Consider the following 17832-nt stretch of genomic DNA (forward strand, 5'->3'; position numbering starts at 1 on the left):
CTTTGACTGTTTCTGGTATTCTAGATACAGATACACTGCATGGCAAATAGGAAGGAGCAACAAATTTCAGATGACACAACTACAAACGACGTCACAGCCGCGCATCACGGTAATTGGCAGCTTGAATATGGACCTAGTGACGGTAACCTCTAACGTGCCGAATGCAGGTGAGACCGTTCACGGTGAACGTTTCGCTACAACTTGCGGTGGCAAAGGTGCCAATCAAGCGGTCGCTTGTGCCCGACTCGGTGCTCAAGTAACGATGATTGGCTGCGTCGGTGACGATGCATTTGGCACTATGATGCAAACTAACCTTCGCAATGAAGGAGTAAATACGGAAGGCATTCGTACCATTCCCAATCAGACATCGGGTATAGCAGCCATTACCATTGCTGAGGGAGACAATCGAATCATTATCGTAGCTGGAGCCAATGAAGAAGTCACTCCAGCATACATTCAAGATTATGAGTCAATCATTGCCCAATCCGATCTCGTTCTCATACAATTGGAAATCCCACAAGACGCTGTCGAGAAAGCGGTCGCAGTAGCCAATCAGCATCAAGTTCCAATCATGCTGAACCCTGCACCAGCGATTCATCTCGACGAGTCATTCCTTGCTCAATTGAGCTGGATTACACCAAATGAGCATGAATTGGACATCGTAACTGGTTCACAGCCTAACTCTATTCCAGAGGATACACAGTGGCAAGAGAAGCTTAGCCACTCCCCTACGCGTATTATTATGACAAAAGGAGCGGATGGGGCCTATTGGGCAGACGAAGCTGGGCATATCCATCATAGCGAAGGATACAAAGTGACCGTTGTAGATACAACTGGAGCAGGTGATACCTTTAACGGTGCATTAGCTGTCGCATTAGCAGAACAACGCGGCCTACCAGAGGCGATACAATGGGCAACTGCTGCTGGAGCAATGTCCGTTATGAAGTTCGGTGCACAAGCTGGAATGCCGACCCGTGAACAGCTAAATAACTGGATTCTACAATCTTCTACAAAAAAATGTTAGTCTAATCGCAAACATCCTTCTTTAATCCTCTTGCCCTTATGGAAATGTTGGAATAAAATAAAATCGGTATAACTTTACAATTCAGGCATCATTCCACAAGGGTAGGAGAATCGTCATGGCAACTATCTACGATATTGCGAAGCAAGCGAACGTATCAGCAATGACAGTATCGCGTGTCATCAATAACACAGGACGCGTGAGCGAGAAGACTCGTACAAAGGTTAAGCAAGTCATGGAAGAAATGCACTACATCCCTAACTCCGTCGCAAGATGCCTCGTCACGCAAGAGAGCAAAGTATTGTCCCTGCTCATAACAGACATTTCAAACCCATTTTTTACGATGATGGCACGCGGTGCGGAAGATATGGCGCATAAGTATGGCTATCGCCTTATGTTCGGCAATAGCGACGAGAATCTGGACAAAGAGCGCCAATATGTTGAGATGATCTTATCTATGCGTGTAGACGGCGTATTATTTGCTCCAAGCAATGATATGTCAATTGAACATTTACGCTGGCTTGAGCGTCAAAATGTTCCATTCGTCCTGCTCGATCGCGAAGTCCCTGGTATCGCTTGTGACACCGTGCTTGGTGACAGCCGTATAGGTGCGAAGCAACTTGTAAGAGAACTTATTAAGCGAGGGCATCAAAAAATTGCTCTTGTAAACGGTTTAGAAAATGTCTCGACAGCGAGAGAACGTAGACTCGGGTATGAGGATGCTCTAGTAGAAGCTGGGTTACCTATTGAAGATAGCCTCATGATGAATTCAAGTTATGTGCACGACAAACAGCAATTTTCCTTATCACACTGGCTTCAAGCTGAACCGGACAAGCGTCCTACTGCTATTTTCGCTGCAAATAATATGTTAGCAATGAGCGTACTGAACAAATTAGAAGAAGAAGGAATCAAAGTACCAGAACAAATTTCAGTTGCTAGTTATGACGATCTAGGCATGCTTGAACAGGTAAACCCTTTCATAAGCGTCGTATCCCAACCCGCATACGAATTCGGGCAGCAAGGCATTCAGCTGCTGTTAGAGCGTATTCGTAATCGCAACCAAGCGCCTACATCCGTTAAACTACCCTGTCAGGTTCATATTAATCGTTCTGTTCAGGATATTTCTGCTTCATCACTTATTGCAACGTACTAAATGTATAAAGGAGCTATTTGATAGCCCGCTAGAGTGACTTTCCCCTAGTCTATCATTCGTTTATTCGACCTCCTATACATGCCTCAGATGCTCATTTAACTTCAGGCGTTCCATTCAGTGCCCCATCGATTATTGTTGATGAAATACAAAAGCTGGACGTCGCCACCGTTCAGGCACGTCCAGCTCTATATGCAGAAATAGTTACAATCAATATAGACCTATGAAAATGAAGCCATTATCCTTTAACTGACCCTGCTGCCATCCCTTTCATCACTTGTTCTTGGAACATTAAATACACAATAATTGTTGGTAAGGATGCCATAGATAATGCGGCCATCGTTAAGCTGTAGTCTGTCGTAAATCCATCTGCAAATACGGACAAGCTCAATGGCAATGTCTTAAGACTAGGGTCATTGATAAAGACTAGTGCAAACGCAAAGTCATTCCAAAAGCGAAGAAACCCTAAAATAGCTACCGTAGACAATGCTGGAAGCGTAATGGGAAGAATAAGACGGAGAAATATTCCCGTATAGCCTGCTCCATCGACAAGCGCCGCTTCTTCCATTTCCTTTGGTATATTTGCCAAGTAAGCTGTAATAATGAACACAGCAATCGGCAGCTCAAACGCTGTATAAGGTAGAATAAGTGCAGCATGTGTATCGAAAATCCCCATCATATTCATCATACTGAACAGTGGTACCAACGTGCTATGGATTGGAATTAATAATCCGAGCAGTAATAAGCTATACAATATCCCTCTGCCCCTGAACTCAAACCTAGATATGATATAGGCAGTCAATGCTCCGAAGAACAGCGTTAACACCAACGATACAAAGGTAACAAATAGCGAATTCATCGTTGCCTTGCCCATTCCTGAAACTTCCCATGCACGAACAAAGTTGCTCCAATTCCAAGTCTGCGGCAGCGAAAACGGATTGGCAAAGAAGTCTGCATTCGACTTAAACGCGCTCATAAACATCCAAAATAATGGATACAGTGTCACTAACGCATAAAAGCCAAGTAATATATTTCGAATCGATCTTCTCCACCACTTATACTGCCGTCGCGTCTTATGCAACCCTGTGTCCAGTGCTGGCATCGACGTACTCATAGGCTGCACTCCTCTCTATAACAGAACCATATCTTTACCTCTCACCTAAACTATTGATTGTTGCGCCGCATAAGTATTTGCGACCCCGCAATCAAGAGTAGACTGATAATTACAATAAGCGTCGAGACTGCACTTCCGTACCCATAACGATAAACATTGAATGTGTTGTTATACATGTACGAAGCCAACAATTCGGTGGCATGTGCTGGGCCTCCTTTTGTCATTACATAGATGAGGTCGAATGCCTTGAGGCTTCCGGAAATACACAACACGATTGCTACCTTTATCGTATCCCATATCATGGGTAGTGTTATCGAGAACAATCTGCGTGTTCTTGTCGCTCCATCAATAGCAGCTGCGTCGTTTAATTCCTGTGGAATGCTGCTCAAAGCGGCAAGAAACATAATTAAGTAGGGCCCAATAAAATTCCAAATAATCGGAATGGCAATCATCCACATTGCAATACTCGGGTCAGAGAGCCACGCACGGTTCCACTCTTCCAGCCCTACAAAAGAGAGTATGCCATTTAACAATCCTATTTGCGGCTGATAAATATAAGACCAGATAATACCGATGACCACTGAAGAAAGTACCATTGGCATAAACACAGAAGCCCGTACGAAGCGTTGAAACCATGTACCTTGGCTAAGCAATAGTGCTAATAATAAGGCAAGTGGAACTTGTCCAAATACGGAAGCCGCGACAACAATTAAGTTATTTCCAAGCGATTGCCAAAAAATATCATGCGATAGCGCTTCCACATAGTTGTCAAAACCGATAAAGCGCGCCTCACCTATTCCTTTCCAATCCATGAAACCATAATATGCTGACCAGAATACTGGCACGACAACAAACACGGCATATAGCAGCACAGATGGAAGCAGGCCAAATCCGATAAATAGTTTTCTAGCTGTTCCAATTCGCATCGTGCACCTCCACTTCTACGATTAGCAATGCCTTGCAAAGATGATGCCTCTAAGCAAGGCATTGCCCTCTCATTCTTTAGACTTCATGTACGTTACTTGCCGAGTGATTTAGCTTGTGCCTCTTGAATTTTTGCAGCGATTGCTTTTGGATCTCCACCCATAAGAAGCTCTTGAATCCCGTTATTCACTACGTCTGCCCCTGCACTTGTGAGCATGCCATCGTAGACAGGCGTAAATTGAATGTCATTAACCAGTTCATAAACTTTGGAGAAAATAGGTGATACTTTACTCTTATCCAGTTCAACCTTATAGCTGACCAACTGATTCGATTCCAATGTACGTTTTTGAGCCTCAGGACCGGACATTGCAAAAATGAGCTTATGAGCTGCTTCTTTAACCTTGCCCTCCGTTTTTGCACTCAAACCAAGTCCAACCCCAACTACACCTGAAGTTGTATTTGGATCACCTTTTCCGTCTGCAATAGCAGGCAATACGGTTACACCCATTTGCTTAATCGCATCTGGTGTTGCATTAGCCGTCAAATTCGTCAAGGCCCATCCGCCATCGATCATCATAGCCGCTTGACCATGAGCAAACATCATTTCCATCTGTGTGTTATCCATACTATTAAAGCCTTCTTGGAATGCGCCCTCCTGCTGCAACTGCTGTAATAGTTCAAGCGCACGTACAAACTCTGGATCTGTGAACTTTGCACCGTCTTGAGCAGCGGCTTTGATAAACCATTCGGTACCTGTAACACGATCAGCTAATGAACTGAGAATACTGGATTGAGCCAGCCACGCCGCTTTATTTCCAAGTGCTATTGGTGTTACTTTGGCAGCCTTTAATGTACGGACAGCTTGTAACAGCTCATCCCATGTTTGCGGCACTTTCACTCCATGCTTATCAAGAATAGACTGGTTGTAATAGAGAATAGAGGTTGGAGTCAAGCTCATTGGAGCACTATACACTTTGTTATCTATTGTGAAATTATCAAATGAACCTGGCAAAAAGCCATCTTTCCAAGTCGCGTTTGCTTGCAACAATTCATCTACAGGTTGAATGAGGCCTCCTCCTTGAAACTCCTTCGTCATAGCCCCTGGCCACATAATGAATACGTCTGGCATTTCATTTGCCGCTGCCACCGTTTTTAGACGAGCTCGATAACCGTCTGGCGGGATCGCCTGAACATTCAGCTTAATACCTGGGTTAGCCGCTTCAAACTCACTAATGATTTCTCTCATCGTTCGAGCACGCAAATCATCCCCCGTGAAATTGTGCCAAAGTGACAGCTTGATACTATCCCCTTCAGCACTTTTAATTCCAGTCGCTCCCTTATCTCCAGAGCATCCTGCAAACATCGTAACAACGATAAGCAAAGTGAGTACAATCATCCAATTTCTACGCATTAACAATCCCCCCTGTTAATAGTTCTGCCTCTCCTGTTGTGCAGGAGTAGGTAATGAGTCAATTATAAGGAAGCGCTTACTTTTAGCGTGAGGGATATTTTTCCGATGCGTACGGGAACTTTTTCAGGCTTTTAGACGATAATCAGAGGGTGTACATTTCATATAGCGCTTGAACAGCTGAGCAAAATATTTAACATCCTCATATCCAACAATTCTAGCGATCTCATTTACCATTAGCTCTGTATTTTGCAGCAGCTCACAAGCACGCTCCATTCGCACCATCGTTACAAATTCGATATAGTTCATCCCGGTTTCAATCTTAAATCGTTCGCTCAAATGATGAGGATGGACATGAACGACGTCGGCAACCCGCTTCAATGTCAGCGTACCATCAGCATGCTCTCGAATATACTGCTTTGCTTTTAAAATAACAGACTGAGAAGTATTGCTTACTAGATGAACATATCTTTGCATAGCCTGCTGTAAAGCGGCATAAAGTTCTCGTTCCCATTGTTCTCTATTCATGGAACCTGCAGTACCTATCATCGTTATCTGCCAGATTGACTGATGCATGTTATCAGAAGCATCTTCGGCCATTCGATCCATCCAACGTTGAATCCCTATAAACAAGGAACTCACATAATTTTGCAGCGAATGTGGTGTCGCTTGTGGGTGACTCGTAAGCCGATCTACAAATTCAGATATCCAGCACCTCAATTCGCTAGCATTTCCAGACTTTAATTGTTGGATCAGGCCAGACTCATCTTCCGCATGCCTTAATAACGGGAGTCCTGTTCGCATCTCTGCCTCTTCGACCCTCATCGTTCTCTGTTTCGCTGCTATAACATGGTAGGAAGTTGCTTTAGCTGCACCGACTGCAGAATGACATACGCCTTCCACTAAGGAAGTCGCACGCCCTATTCCCGCGAACAGCCTGCACTTGAGCTGCTGCTCAATCATAGAAATTAACCTTTCCCACTCATGTACCCAGGATTGGTAAGCTTCATAACGTACAACAAGTAAGCGAGCATCATTTCGGAGCACCGCACAACGGATCGAATCACGCAGCATATTGCTAACTGCAAATAGGAGCAGCGATTCTTCTTTGGAATCCCAGCCCTCTACTTTCAATTCTGCGACTTCGTAATAACCTTCTGGTTGATCTGCGCTAGAATGACTAGACAAACGAGACTCATGAATTAGCAATTCAGCAGCATGTCTGGATTCCTCTACAGATAATTGGCCGGATAGCCATCTGCGCAGCAATTGATCACGATAAGACCCTTCTCTTTTCGCATGCTCTACCTGCTCCATACGACGAGATTCTATTCTTTCTCTCGCCTTGAGCGCTGCACGAACGATATCGTCTGGCCGTGATGTTTTCAACAAATAATCCGATACCCCATGACGGATCGCTTGCTGTGCATAATTAAAGTCATCATAACCGGTGTATACAATCGTTTCTGTTAACGGGCTGCATTCACGTATATAACCCGCAAGCGTTAATCCATCGACACCATTCATTCGAATGTCAGTCAATACGAGCTCTGGTTTCTCCTCTGCTATCAATTTCATCGCTTCTTCAGCTGATTGGCACGGAGTAAGCAGCTCAAACCCAAGCTCTTGCCAAGGAATTACTTGAGATAATCCATTACGAATAATGACCTCATCGTCTACGATTAATGCTTTCATTTTAAATCCCCCCGCCACTCATGATGGAATTGCTGCCTTAGTATTGGCTTGACTTTCGCGCTACTAAAAATACAAACTACCATTCCCCTTTAAAGCGCAGTATAATGCATGTTCCATGTTCCTTTTGGCTGCTGATGCTTACTTGCGAAGAAGTTCCATAATGGAGTAGAAGGCGCTGCTGAACATTCATTAATCCACACCCGCTTCCATGTACGGCCCGATCCGCTTCCAATAGTGGATCGCTAGGAATGAAAGTCCCCCGTCTTCCATCAGCGATGTTCAACATATGTATTTGCAGCTCGTTAAGACGTTCCTCCGATATTCCAACTCCGTTATCACACACTTGACATTCCATCCATCCTTCTTCGCATTCACGTAGATCGATCATGATTTGCCCGCGCTGTTTCATAGCGTCCTTTAAAATACCGTGAAGTAGTGCATTTTCGACCAGCGGCTGCAGCAGCAGTTTGAGTATAGGCTTTTCCAATAAGTTCGGAGACACATTTACTTCCATATCGAATCGTTCCGGATAACGAATAGCTTGAATATTCATATAATTTCGAACATGCTCGATCTCCTGTCTAACACTGGTTACTTCTACACCACGATTTAAGCTAAATCGCAAGAAATCACTAAGAGAACCTACCATTTCTGCAATTTGATCTTGTTTATTCATCCATGCCATCCACTGTATCGAAGAAAGCGTATTGTATAAAAAATGGGGCTGAATCTGGGCCTGAAGTGCTTTCAAGTCAGCCTCTTTCTTCATCGCTTCATTAATCTTCACCTGCTCAGTGAGCTGTCCAATATTTTCGCTTAGTCGATTATATGTTTTAATAAGTTGTCCAATTTCATCTGGCGTCTCAATGGGCAATCTACGATATACACGCTCGGGATTTATCGTTGCTAAATACCTCGTAAGCCTAATTAACGGTTTCGTTACCTGCTTCACAAAAAACATGACAGCAAATGCTGTAATTAGCAGTGCCAGTCCAACTGCAACAGCTGTTAGCAATAACACATATCGATTTTGTGCACTAAACGCATCGTAAGGTATGACGGTATAGGCTTGCCACGATGAAATAAGTGGAACGTCCGCTGCGATGACGATGTAGCGCCCTGAGCCGCTGTCCATCTCCCACATTTGTTCCGAATAGCCCTGCAATTTAGGCTGCTGCCGTATTTTTGCAAGTACATCATGATCAAGTTCTGTTGTACTAGATGCTATAATTTGACCTTGTTCATTTTGTAAAAACATAACACCATGCTCCTGTACAGCCACACGCAGCTGCTCGCTCACCACCGCAGTATCAATGCCAATCGATAACATGCCTAGTGTCTTAAACGTATTCAAGTCACGAATGGGCCTTACCAGAAATACAGAACGCTTCTTACCTGCGCTCGTGGTGGACTCTAAGGGTGGCGACCACCATTTAGGATGCTGCTTCCAGTACGATTCCGACATATCCGCAACTTGAAATAAAGAGGATTCAAGAATGGTATTGTTGTTGACCTCTGGCATTCCTTGTAGCGAGATGATGCGGATCTCCGAAATATACCGCTTTGAAAAAGCTAAATTCGTTAAAAATCCCGTCAAATCTAAATCTTCAGTTGCAGTCGCTCTCGTTTTACTCAAATATGATTGAACTTGTTCTTGTCCGATAAGAAAGACCGACATATTCTCTACATCCTGAACAATCGTTTCCATATACGAATTGATTTGTCGCAATGTATTCAAATTGGACATCGTTACTTTCTCTTCTGTTATTTTTGATGCTGTGTAATAGGAAATGAAGCCTAGTAACACTATGGGGACCATAGTTGCAAAAATAAGAATGAAAGACATTTTGCGATGAAGCGAACGAACGATCCATTGCATTTTGCTTTCCCCTCGCCTTCCTTTTAATGAATGATTGTATCATGATGCCTTTTTGTTAGGGAGAAAAACTTTTTGTTTGATCAGCTAAAAAAGTGTGATAAGCTATAAGCGTTCTTTACCAAATATTTCTGATAAACCTATCATTATTGTACGCTGAGAGGGAGGTCAAGCGATAGTGGAATCGATACAAGATGAACTCCCATTCCTTCAAGCTTTAGTAAAAGGCATCGCCGCTCAATTTGGAGACAATTGCGAGGTTGTGCTCCATGATCTGACACTTCCTTATGATAGAACGATTGTTGCCATCGAAAATGGCCACGTTACAGGCAGAAAAGTTGGAGACCCAGGGACGAATCTTGGCTTGGAACTGCTTCGCGGCTCTACAGAGAATGGTCATAAGCTGAACTATGTCACACAAACGAAAGACGGGCGCTTACTTCGCTCAACTTCGCTGTATATGAACAATCAAGATGGAACTATTATCGGATCACTTTGCATCAATTTTGATATTACTAGTCTTATGATCGCGGAGAAGACGCTGCAATCGATCACGATGACCAACTTGCAAACCGATGTCAAAGAATCTTTCGTTACCAACGTAAACGATTTGTTGGACGTGCTTATTCAAGAAACACAAGATGTAATAGGCAAGCCAGTAGCTGTCATGAGCAAGGAAGATAAAATGAAGATGATTGCTCTATTGGACCAAAAGGGCGCTTTCCTTATTAAGAAGTCCAGCGAGAAAATTTGTCTGTACCTTGGGATATCCAAATATTCACTCTATAGCTATCTAGATGAAGTTAAACAATGGAATGCGGAGGAATAGCAATGGAACACAGTGACTTGACTCAATCAAGCGGAATTCAAACCTGTGATAGTACTGATGCAATCGATTCATTTCCCGTTTTAGCGGAAGCCGAAACACCGTTTGTTCTCATTGATGAGCGTAAAGTAGATCATAACTTAAAACGAATGGCTGAGCAGGCAAGCAAGCTGGGTGTTAAGCTACGGCCCCATATTAAGACGCATAAAATGCCTTACTTTGCGCAGAAACAGCTGGACATGGGGGCAATAGGAATTACAGTAGCCAAAGTTTCTGAAGCTGAAGTTATGGTTGAGCAAGGAATTACGGATATTTTTATCGCCTACCCGATTGTCACGCCATCTAAAATACGTCGAGCAGCAGCGCTCCAAGAACGTGCACGAATTATAGTTGGTGTAGATAGTGAAGCTGGTGCAGTTATACTTAATCAAATCGCCGAAGAGCTTCAAGTTCGCTTAGAAGTGAGACTGGAAATTGACACTGGTCTTCGTCGGACAGGAGTTAGTGGTGATGCTACTGTTCGAACTGCCGATCGTATCGCAGCCTGCCCTCATTTGGATTTAACAGGAATCTTTACCTTTAGAGGTGCAATGCTCGCTGGTCAAGCAACTACAGATTTGCATGCTGCTGGCGTGGAGGAAAGCGAATTGATGCTGGCTGTAGCTGACACTTTGCGACAAGCGGGTCATTCTATTCACGATATTAGTGTCGGTTCCTCCCCTACGGGGTTAACAGCTGGTACAGTAGCTGGTGTGTCCGAGATTAGACCAGGCACTTATATTTTCAATGATCGCATGCAAATGGCGTTTGATCTCGTGGATCGTCATGATTGTGCCGCAACTATCGTAGTAACGGTTGTCAGTTGTCCCTATGAAGATCAGCTTGTCATTGATGGCGGCAGCAAAGCTTTCGCTACTGATGTTCAGCCTAACGGTGCTCCTCTCTTTATGAAAGGATTTGGGCATATTGTAGAATATCCCGATGCTGTGTTAGAGCGGCTTTCAGAAGAGCACGGTGTCATCCGCATTCAGCCTGGTCATTCCGTGCAGGTTGGAGATCGACTGCATATTATTCCAAACCATATTTGCAGTTCTTTAAATTTGTATAACAACGTCTGGATACATGGCACGGAGAGTCCTTCTCAAATGAACATCGCGGCTAGAGGCCATAACTGGTAGTTGTTGTTGAATAGTCATGAAATAGGTTCTACATCTTATTACACTTACAACTTGGGATGAAGGAGCGAGGGCGCCATGCTCGATTTGATTGTGAAACAAGCTCGAATTGCTGATGGATCTGGGAATCCATGGTTCTGGGGTGAAGTAGGCGTTAAAGACGGTCTCATTACACATGTGGGAGGTCCTGGTTCTGTTGATGTCAGTGCCGCTCAAATCATTGATGCTAAAGGCGAATTGTTAACACCAGGATTCATTGATGGCCACTGTCATTCAGATTTAATGATTATGGACTATCCTGAAAGCGGTATTAAAATGCAGCAAGGTGTTACTGCCGAAGTTGTCGGCAACTGTGGTCTTGCTCCTGCGCCTTTCGTTCCTGAGCGCGCTGCTATGTTACAAGAGTATATAACACCCGTTATCGGTACAACGAAACATCAATGGAGTTGGAAATCTGTTGGCGAATATATGGACGCGATTCATCAATTGAAACCAGCTGAGCACATGGCGACTTACGTTGCCCACGGTGCACTGCGCATCGGTGTAATGGGGTTTGACAACCGCCCTCCTTCAGCGGAAGAGCTTGAAGCGATGAAAGCGATCGTGAAGGAAGGAATGGAAGCTGGAGCGATCGGCCTATCTATTGGACTCCTTTATGCACCAGGCAGCTATGCTAACCGTGATGAAATCGCTGAACTATGCCGTGTCGTCGCACAATATGGAGGCTTGCTGGCCACTCATATTCGTGGTGAAGGCCGTCATCTCTTGCCTTCTATCGACGAAGTAATTTGGATCGCGGAGCAATCTGGTGTTTCGCTTCATATTAGTCACCTCAAAGCTGCTGGCAAACGTAGTTGGGGACAAGTACAAGAAGCGATGGAACGTATCGATCAAGCGCGAGCACGCGGCATGGATGTGACTTGTGATGTATATCCTTATCATGCCGGATCGACAACTTTGACTACAGTGCTGCCGCCATGGCTGCTCCAAGGAGGACTTGCTGGCGTACTGGAAGCTCTTCAGCAGCCTAGCATTCGCCAACGTCTGCATGAAGAGTTGGCGGAAGAACAAGATGACTGGGACAATCTCGTTGCTTCAACAGGCTGGCATAGTGTCGTTGTTTCTGCGGTACACAGCGACAACAACAAATCACTGGAAGGCTTGTCAATTGCCGAAATAGCTGAGAAACGTAGCATACATCCAGTTGATGCAATGATGGATCTTCTATTAGAAGAGCAAGCGAAAGTAACGATAGTCTATTATCATATGGCAACTGATGACGTAGATGCAGTCGTTCGCTATCCTTACTCTTTGGTTGCTTCTGATAGTCTTCACTGTGAGACAGGCAAACCGCATCCGCGTTTGTATGGTACGTTCCCTCGTATTTTTTCCCAGTATGTACGAGAACGTAAAATTATTACGCTTGAGGATGCTGTACGCAAGTTAACATCGTATCCTGCTGCACGTTTCCGTCTTGGCAAACGGGGCCTATTAGTACCTGGCTATGCAGCAGACATGGTCATTTTCAATCCTGAAACGATTGAGGATACGGCAACTTTTGAAGATCCTAGACAATACCCTCACGGTATCTCCCATGTTTTCGTCAATGGAAAATGGACGATGGAACATGGACAGTTCCGTAATGTATATGCTGGCGAGATGCTGCGAGCTGCTCGCCAAGTCCGTCATTGCTGTGGTGGACACTAAATCAGTCAGGAATGTAAATCGATACATCATTCGATAAATCGTTCCCTACTTCCATTACCTATACTAAAGGAGATGAATGTTATGTCACGTATCGAACAACGTTTACAAGAGCTAGGAATTACTTTACCAGAGGTTGGAGAGCCAAAATTCTCTTACATACCAAGCCGTAGAACAGGCAACCTTGTTTACACTTCTGGTATGGACTGCCGTGTTGATGGTGTGCTTATTTATGAAGGTAAAGTTGGTAGCGACTTAACGATCGAGCAAGGTCAAGATTGTGCGCGTCAATGTATCATTAATGCACTAGCTGTTGTTAAACAACAAGTAGGCGATCTTGATCGCGTGAAACAAGTCGTGAAGATGCTTGCCTTCGTTAATAGTGCTCCAGGCTTTGGAGACCAACCGTATGTAATCAACGGTGCATCCAACCTGCTCATTGACATCTTTGGAGAAGCTGGGCGCCATGCACGTTCTGCTATCGGTACAAGCGATCTTCCGTTCCACACGCCTGTAGAGATCGAGATTATCGTTGAAGTGGAAGACAACTAATAAGAAACAGTCTATAATTTGGCATAGTCTATTAAATAGAATTAATAATTATGTAATTGTTATTATGTTTATTATTCAAAGAAATTAAAGCAACTCATAAAACCTTCCTTGTCCTGATACGGATTTGGAAGGTTTTTTATTAGCATTCGCAATTATTCCTATTTTTTCTATTGACGAATTATAGAAAGAGAAGTAAATTAAATTATATATTAAATGACTTTAACACATAAAAGCGTGTAAGCGTGCAAGTGAAAAAGCAGTTTGAGATAAAATAGACAACATCTAGATTAGGAGAATGCACCATGAATCACAATCACACTGAACAGCCTCATCCACCTTCCCTGTCATGGCAGCAAGGAGCCGCTATCTTCGTCCTTGTCCTTGGGTGGCTGTTGTATGCCATACTCGGCTTGCAAGCTCAACCGCATATGCCTTTATTAATTGCAGCCATCGGCACTGCGCTCGCTTTGAAATTATGCGGCCAAAGTTGGAAAATGATTGAACAATCCGCCGTTCGCGGCTTGAAAGACTCCATTCAACCTGTCATGCTATTGTCGCTGATCGGTATTCTTATCGGGGCATGGATGATGAGTGGAACGGTTCCAGCCATGCTTGTATACGGCACAAACTTTTTTTTACCTGAATGGTTTGCTTTAAGTGCTATGCTCTTGACTGTAGTTGTTTCGATGAGCATCGGCAGCTCGATTACAACGGTAGCTACATTTGGAGTCGCTATCATCGCAATTTCTGAAGCTATGGGTGCCAATTCTGCTCTTGTGGCAGGTGCTGTTGTTTCAGGTGCTTGCTTCGGTGACAAAATGTCCCCATTATCAGATACGACGAACTTTGCAGCAGCTGTTTCAAGAGTTAGCATTACAAGTCACATTCGCAATATGACGAAAACGACAATTCCTGCTTTCCTTATAACAATCGTCGCTTTTGCCATACTTGGACATAGTACAGCAAATGATATGAGTTCCATTATTGCGATGAAACAGGAACTTCAACAAGTATTCCATATTCATCCGTTGAATTTACTTCCGTTAGTTATCGTACTTATTGCATCTTTGAAGCGTATTCCCATCTTGTTAACGATGCTTATGGGAATCGGCACAGCATTGGTTATTACAGGCTTCATACAAGGCAATTGGAACGTATCCATGTGGATGCAAACGATGCAAAGTGGATTAAGAATAAACTTTGAACTTGAGACGCTTGCTCCTGTCATTAACCGCGGAGGCATCGACTCCATGATGTGGTCCATCTCTTTGATAGGGATTGCATTTGTATTCGGTGGACTGCTGCAGCACGGCGGGGTTATTCGCTCTTGGATTGAGCCGTTAATGGCCCGCATTAAACGGAAACAAACGATGGTGGTAACAACCGGATTGAGCTCCATTGGTGTAAACTTTATGACTGGTGAACAATACATGTCCATTCTAATTCCAGGACAAATGTTCCAAGAGCAATATGAACAACGACGCATTCCTCGTCTCACGCTTTCACGAACATTAGAGGATTGTGGAACACTTGTAAATCCATTAGTCCCATGGGGCGTTAGTGGTGCAATGATGACAAGTGCAATCGGTATGGATGTTCTCACCTACGCACCATTTGCCTTGTTCCTTTGGATATCTCCATTGTGTACATTCGCGTTTGCACTTATTCCAGGATTGAACCGTCGAACCCTACACGAGACGGAATAGCGAATGAATGTAAAACCCTCTGCTCATTTGAATAGAGGGTTTATTTTTGTTTTCATTAGTCATTTTGTACGGACCGGATTTGCATGATGAATGATAACTCTACATCCGTTATGAAGTCCATGAACTTCATCCCTACGTATTGCATATTCTAATGAATCGCAATAAAAAAGGCTGAGGCAGGTATTTACCCGCTCAGCCGTGTGTATATTTTAGTTAGCACGCTTATGTGCAGGTTCAGCTGTTTGCGCAGCTTTCTTTGCAGCACGGCTACGTTTAATAAGAAGACCAGTACCTACTACAAGAACTACAACAGCTGCTTCGAAGCTGTATTTTGCAACCGGATTTTCGAAGTATGGCTTCAAGAAGCCTTCGCCAACGAACATTTTGGAAGCAGTAAAGGCAAGAATTGCAGCACCAATTGTAATAACAACTGGGAAACGATCAATCAACTTGATAACAAGCGTACTTCCCCAAACAACGATTGGAACAGAAATCAAAAGACCGATAATAACAAGCATATTGTCATGGTTTGCAGCACCTGCAACCGCGATAACATTGTCGATACCCATCGCAGCATCTGCGATAATAATGGTACGAATAGCGCCCATTAATGTACTAGCAGCTTTGACTTCTTCATGTCCTTTGTCCTCAAGCATTAACTTAAGAGCGATCCAGAGAAGAAGCAAACCACCTACTACCATTAACCCTGGAATATTGAGCAATTGAACAACGAAGATCGTTGCTACTGCACGAATAGCTACCGCTCCAAATGTTCCCCAGAAAATAACCTTCTTCTGCTCTTCTTTCTTCAAGTTACGAGCAGCCATACCGATAACGAGTGCGTTATCACCTGCTAGGACAAGGTCCAGCAAAATAATACTAAGTAATGCCCCGAACCATTCCACTGAAAATAGTTCCATTGTAATCCCCCTCATTTGGTCGTTGTACCTTATATCGTTTGCATATAAAAGCGCCGCTACCCAAAAAAGTAACGGCGCACGTAAAAGAGACCTTTACCTTTTTGTCGGCAAGGTCTCGCAAACAACGAATTCGTTGCCAGCATAGCCGAGGTGCACGCCCGCGCAACCTGGAATGACGACTATACTGTATAGCTACTCCCCTTATGGAGTTATGATGTTGTGTAAATACCAACCGTCACGTGCTTTAACGTGTAATAATAATATCACGGGTAAACTATAAGTTCAAGAGTATTTTTACCAACTTTTTTAACTTATTTGAGATTGCTTGGACAATTGCAATATCGGGTATGATTTGGTTATGATGTTAACAAAATAACTTGGAGAGGTGATTGCTGTGAGTAACAACTCTGCCGCATCTAACTTAGAAAAAGCAACATTCGCTGGCGGCTGTTTCTGGTGCATGGTGACACCATTCGAACAACTTCCAGGCATACACGGGATCGTCTCCGGATATATTGGCGGTCACACCGAAAACCCCACTTACAAAGAAGTATGTTCAGAAACTACGGGTCATGCTGAAGCTGTGCAGATTACATATGATCCTCATATTTTTCCTTATCAAAAGCTGCTTGAACTTTTTTGGAAGCAAATTGACCCCACAGATGCTGGAGGACAATTTTATGATCGTGGACGCTCCTATCGGACAGCCATATTTTATCACAATGAACAACAACGCGAGCTAGCGGAGCATTCCAAGCAGCAGCTTGAAGCCAGTGGAAGATTCAATAAACCAATCTCCACTGAGATCGTACCCGCTGCAATCTTTTATGAAGCTGAAGATTATCACCAGAATTACCACAAGAAAAATCCAGCTCATTATAAACGATATCGCAAAGGTTCAGGAAGAGATGCATTCATCGCAGAACATTGGGGAGTCAGTGATGATGAACGACATCAATTGAGAGACAAGTTAAATCCCATGCAATATCACGTTACACAAAATAACGCTACTGAACCCCCATTCCAAAATGAATTCTGGGATCACGAAGAAGAAGGCATTTATGTGGATATCGTCTCTGGCGAACCATTATTTAGTTCCGTGGATAAATACGATTCAGGCTGCGGCTGGCCAAGCTTCACAAAGCCCCTTCACCCTTTTAACGTTACAGAGGAACTGGATTTGACCCATGGTATGATCAGAACAGAGGTGCGCAGTCGTTTTGGAGATTCGCATCTGGGGCATGTATTTGATGATGGTCCAACTCCAGCAGGACTTCGCTATTGCATAAACTCGGCAGCATTACGCTTTATTCCTGCTTCTAGACTGAAGGAAGAAGGCTATGAGCAATTCGTGTCAATGTTTGCCTGAGAAAAAAACATCCTAATAATGTTGTATCATTCATTCCCATCAAAAACAGAGCACCCTTCAACCCATCTCATGTATGGCTGAAAAGGTGCTCTTTCGATACAACAAAGTGATTCACACATTTGAGCTAACAAGTATCACGCTGATTTTTTCTTCACGAATGCTACGATATTATGGAAAGTCGTGAGATCAGAAAATAAAAAATCTTCATCTGATATTTTGAAATTATATTCTTGTGCGATTGCAGTCAATATTTGCACGTGAGTAATGGAATCGATGCCCCACAGTTCATCAATTGGCGTATCCAACTCATCCTCGGACATAACGACACTATACGTTTTAAAGATTTCACGAACTCTGAACTCTACTGTTGTTTCCATATTTCCACCCCATAT

The 17832-nt window shown here is 43.7% G+C and carries 15 protein-coding genes; 8 read left to right on the forward strand and 7 right to left on the reverse strand.

All coding sequences use genetic code 11. From position 1 onward, the window contains the following. Window positions 1-70 precede the first annotated feature (70 nt). Complete coding sequence (rbsK, locus tag IFO66_RS05745; RefSeq protein WP_192024183.1) at window positions 71-1024, forward strand: ribokinase; 954 nt, start codon at window positions 71-73, stop codon at window positions 1022-1024. Between the two features lie 115 nt (window positions 1025-1139). After that, window positions 1140-2174: a LacI family DNA-binding transcriptional regulator gene (locus IFO66_RS05750; protein ID WP_192024184.1), complete on the forward strand. Its 1035-nt coding sequence runs from the start codon at window positions 1140-1142 to the stop codon at window positions 2172-2174. Between the two features lie 235 nt (window positions 2175-2409). Here IFO66_RS05750 and IFO66_RS05755 read toward each other — a convergent pair whose 3' ends face one another. The 5 genes from IFO66_RS05755 to IFO66_RS05775 all read right to left on the reverse strand — a co-directional run bounded on the left by IFO66_RS05755 (window position 2410) and on the right by IFO66_RS05775 (window position 9191). Continuing rightward, on the reverse strand, window positions 2410-3285 hold the full coding sequence (locus tag IFO66_RS05755) for a carbohydrate ABC transporter permease (protein WP_192024185.1): 876 nt from the start codon (window positions 3283-3285) through the stop codon (window positions 2410-2412). A gap of 50 nt (window positions 3286-3335) precedes the next feature. Then, the gene (locus IFO66_RS05760; RefSeq protein ID WP_192024186.1) at window positions 3336-4211 is read right to left on the reverse strand and encodes a carbohydrate ABC transporter permease; all 876 of its coding nucleotides are present in this window, start codon (window positions 4209-4211) and stop codon (window positions 3336-3338) included. 92 nt (window positions 4212-4303) lie between these two features. Further along, window positions 4304-5620, reverse strand: coding sequence for an extracellular solute-binding protein (locus tag IFO66_RS05765; RefSeq protein WP_192024187.1), 1317 nt, complete (start codon window positions 5618-5620; stop codon window positions 4304-4306). Window positions 5621-5743: 123 nt separating this feature from the next. After that, window positions 5744-7312 (reverse strand): response regulator transcription factor, encoded by a 1569-nt coding sequence (locus IFO66_RS05770; protein ID WP_192024188.1) that lies wholly within the window; start codon window positions 7310-7312, stop codon window positions 5744-5746. Window positions 7313-7388: 76 nt separating this feature from the next. Further along, window positions 7389-9191, reverse strand: a complete 1803-nt coding sequence (locus IFO66_RS05775; protein ID WP_192024189.1) for a cache domain-containing sensor histidine kinase — start codon at window positions 9189-9191, stop codon at window positions 7389-7391. A gap of 175 nt (window positions 9192-9366) precedes the next feature. On the opposite strand from IFO66_RS05775, the gene IFO66_RS05780 reads away from it, so the two are divergent. From IFO66_RS05780 to nhaC, 5 genes are all read left to right on the forward strand, one after another. Continuing rightward, entirely contained in the window at window positions 9367-10017 is a 651-nt protein-coding gene (locus IFO66_RS05780) for a PAS domain-containing protein (RefSeq protein ID WP_192024190.1), read from the forward strand. Window positions 10018-10019: 2 nt separating this feature from the next. Then, the gene (locus tag IFO66_RS05785; RefSeq protein WP_192024191.1) at window positions 10020-11192 is read left to right on the forward strand and encodes an alanine racemase; all 1173 of its coding nucleotides are present in this window, start codon (window positions 10020-10022) and stop codon (window positions 11190-11192) included. Between the two features lie 75 nt (window positions 11193-11267). Beyond that, a complete protein-coding gene (locus tag IFO66_RS05790) occupies window positions 11268-12896 on the forward strand; it encodes an N-acyl-D-amino-acid deacylase family protein (protein ID WP_192024192.1) in 1629 nt (542 codons plus the stop codon). A gap of 81 nt (window positions 12897-12977) precedes the next feature. Continuing rightward, a complete protein-coding gene (locus IFO66_RS05795; RefSeq protein ID WP_192024193.1) occupies window positions 12978-13445 on the forward strand; it encodes a RidA family protein in 468 nt (155 codons plus the stop codon). A gap of 302 nt (window positions 13446-13747) precedes the next feature. Further along, complete coding sequence (nhaC, locus tag IFO66_RS05800; protein ID WP_192024194.1) at window positions 13748-15151, forward strand: Na+/H+ antiporter NhaC; 1404 nt, start codon at window positions 13748-13750, stop codon at window positions 15149-15151. Between the two features lie 209 nt (window positions 15152-15360). Here nhaC and IFO66_RS05805 read toward each other — a convergent pair whose 3' ends face one another. After that, on the reverse strand, window positions 15361-16071 hold the full coding sequence (locus IFO66_RS05805) for a TerC family protein (RefSeq protein ID WP_192024195.1): 711 nt from the start codon (window positions 16069-16071) through the stop codon (window positions 15361-15363). Window positions 16072-16465: 394 nt separating this feature from the next. On the opposite strand from IFO66_RS05805, the gene msrA reads away from it, so the two are divergent. Continuing rightward, window positions 16466-17440 carry a peptide-methionine (S)-S-oxide reductase MsrA gene (gene msrA / locus IFO66_RS05810; RefSeq protein ID WP_192024196.1) on the forward strand — a complete coding sequence of 325 codons (975 nt, stop codon included), beginning with the start codon at window positions 16466-16468 and terminating at the stop codon, window positions 17438-17440. Window positions 17441-17574: 134 nt separating this feature from the next. Here msrA and IFO66_RS05815 read toward each other — a convergent pair whose 3' ends face one another. Beyond that, window positions 17575-17817 carry an acyl carrier protein gene (locus IFO66_RS05815; RefSeq protein WP_192024197.1) on the reverse strand — a complete coding sequence of 81 codons (243 nt, stop codon included), beginning with the start codon at window positions 17815-17817 and terminating at the stop codon, window positions 17575-17577. Window positions 17818-17832 lie beyond the last annotated feature (15 nt).

Source organism: Paenibacillus arenosi, assembly GCF_014841135.1.
Classification (GTDB): Bacteria; Bacillota; Bacilli; order Paenibacillales; family Paenibacillaceae; genus Paenibacillus_B; species Paenibacillus_B arenosi.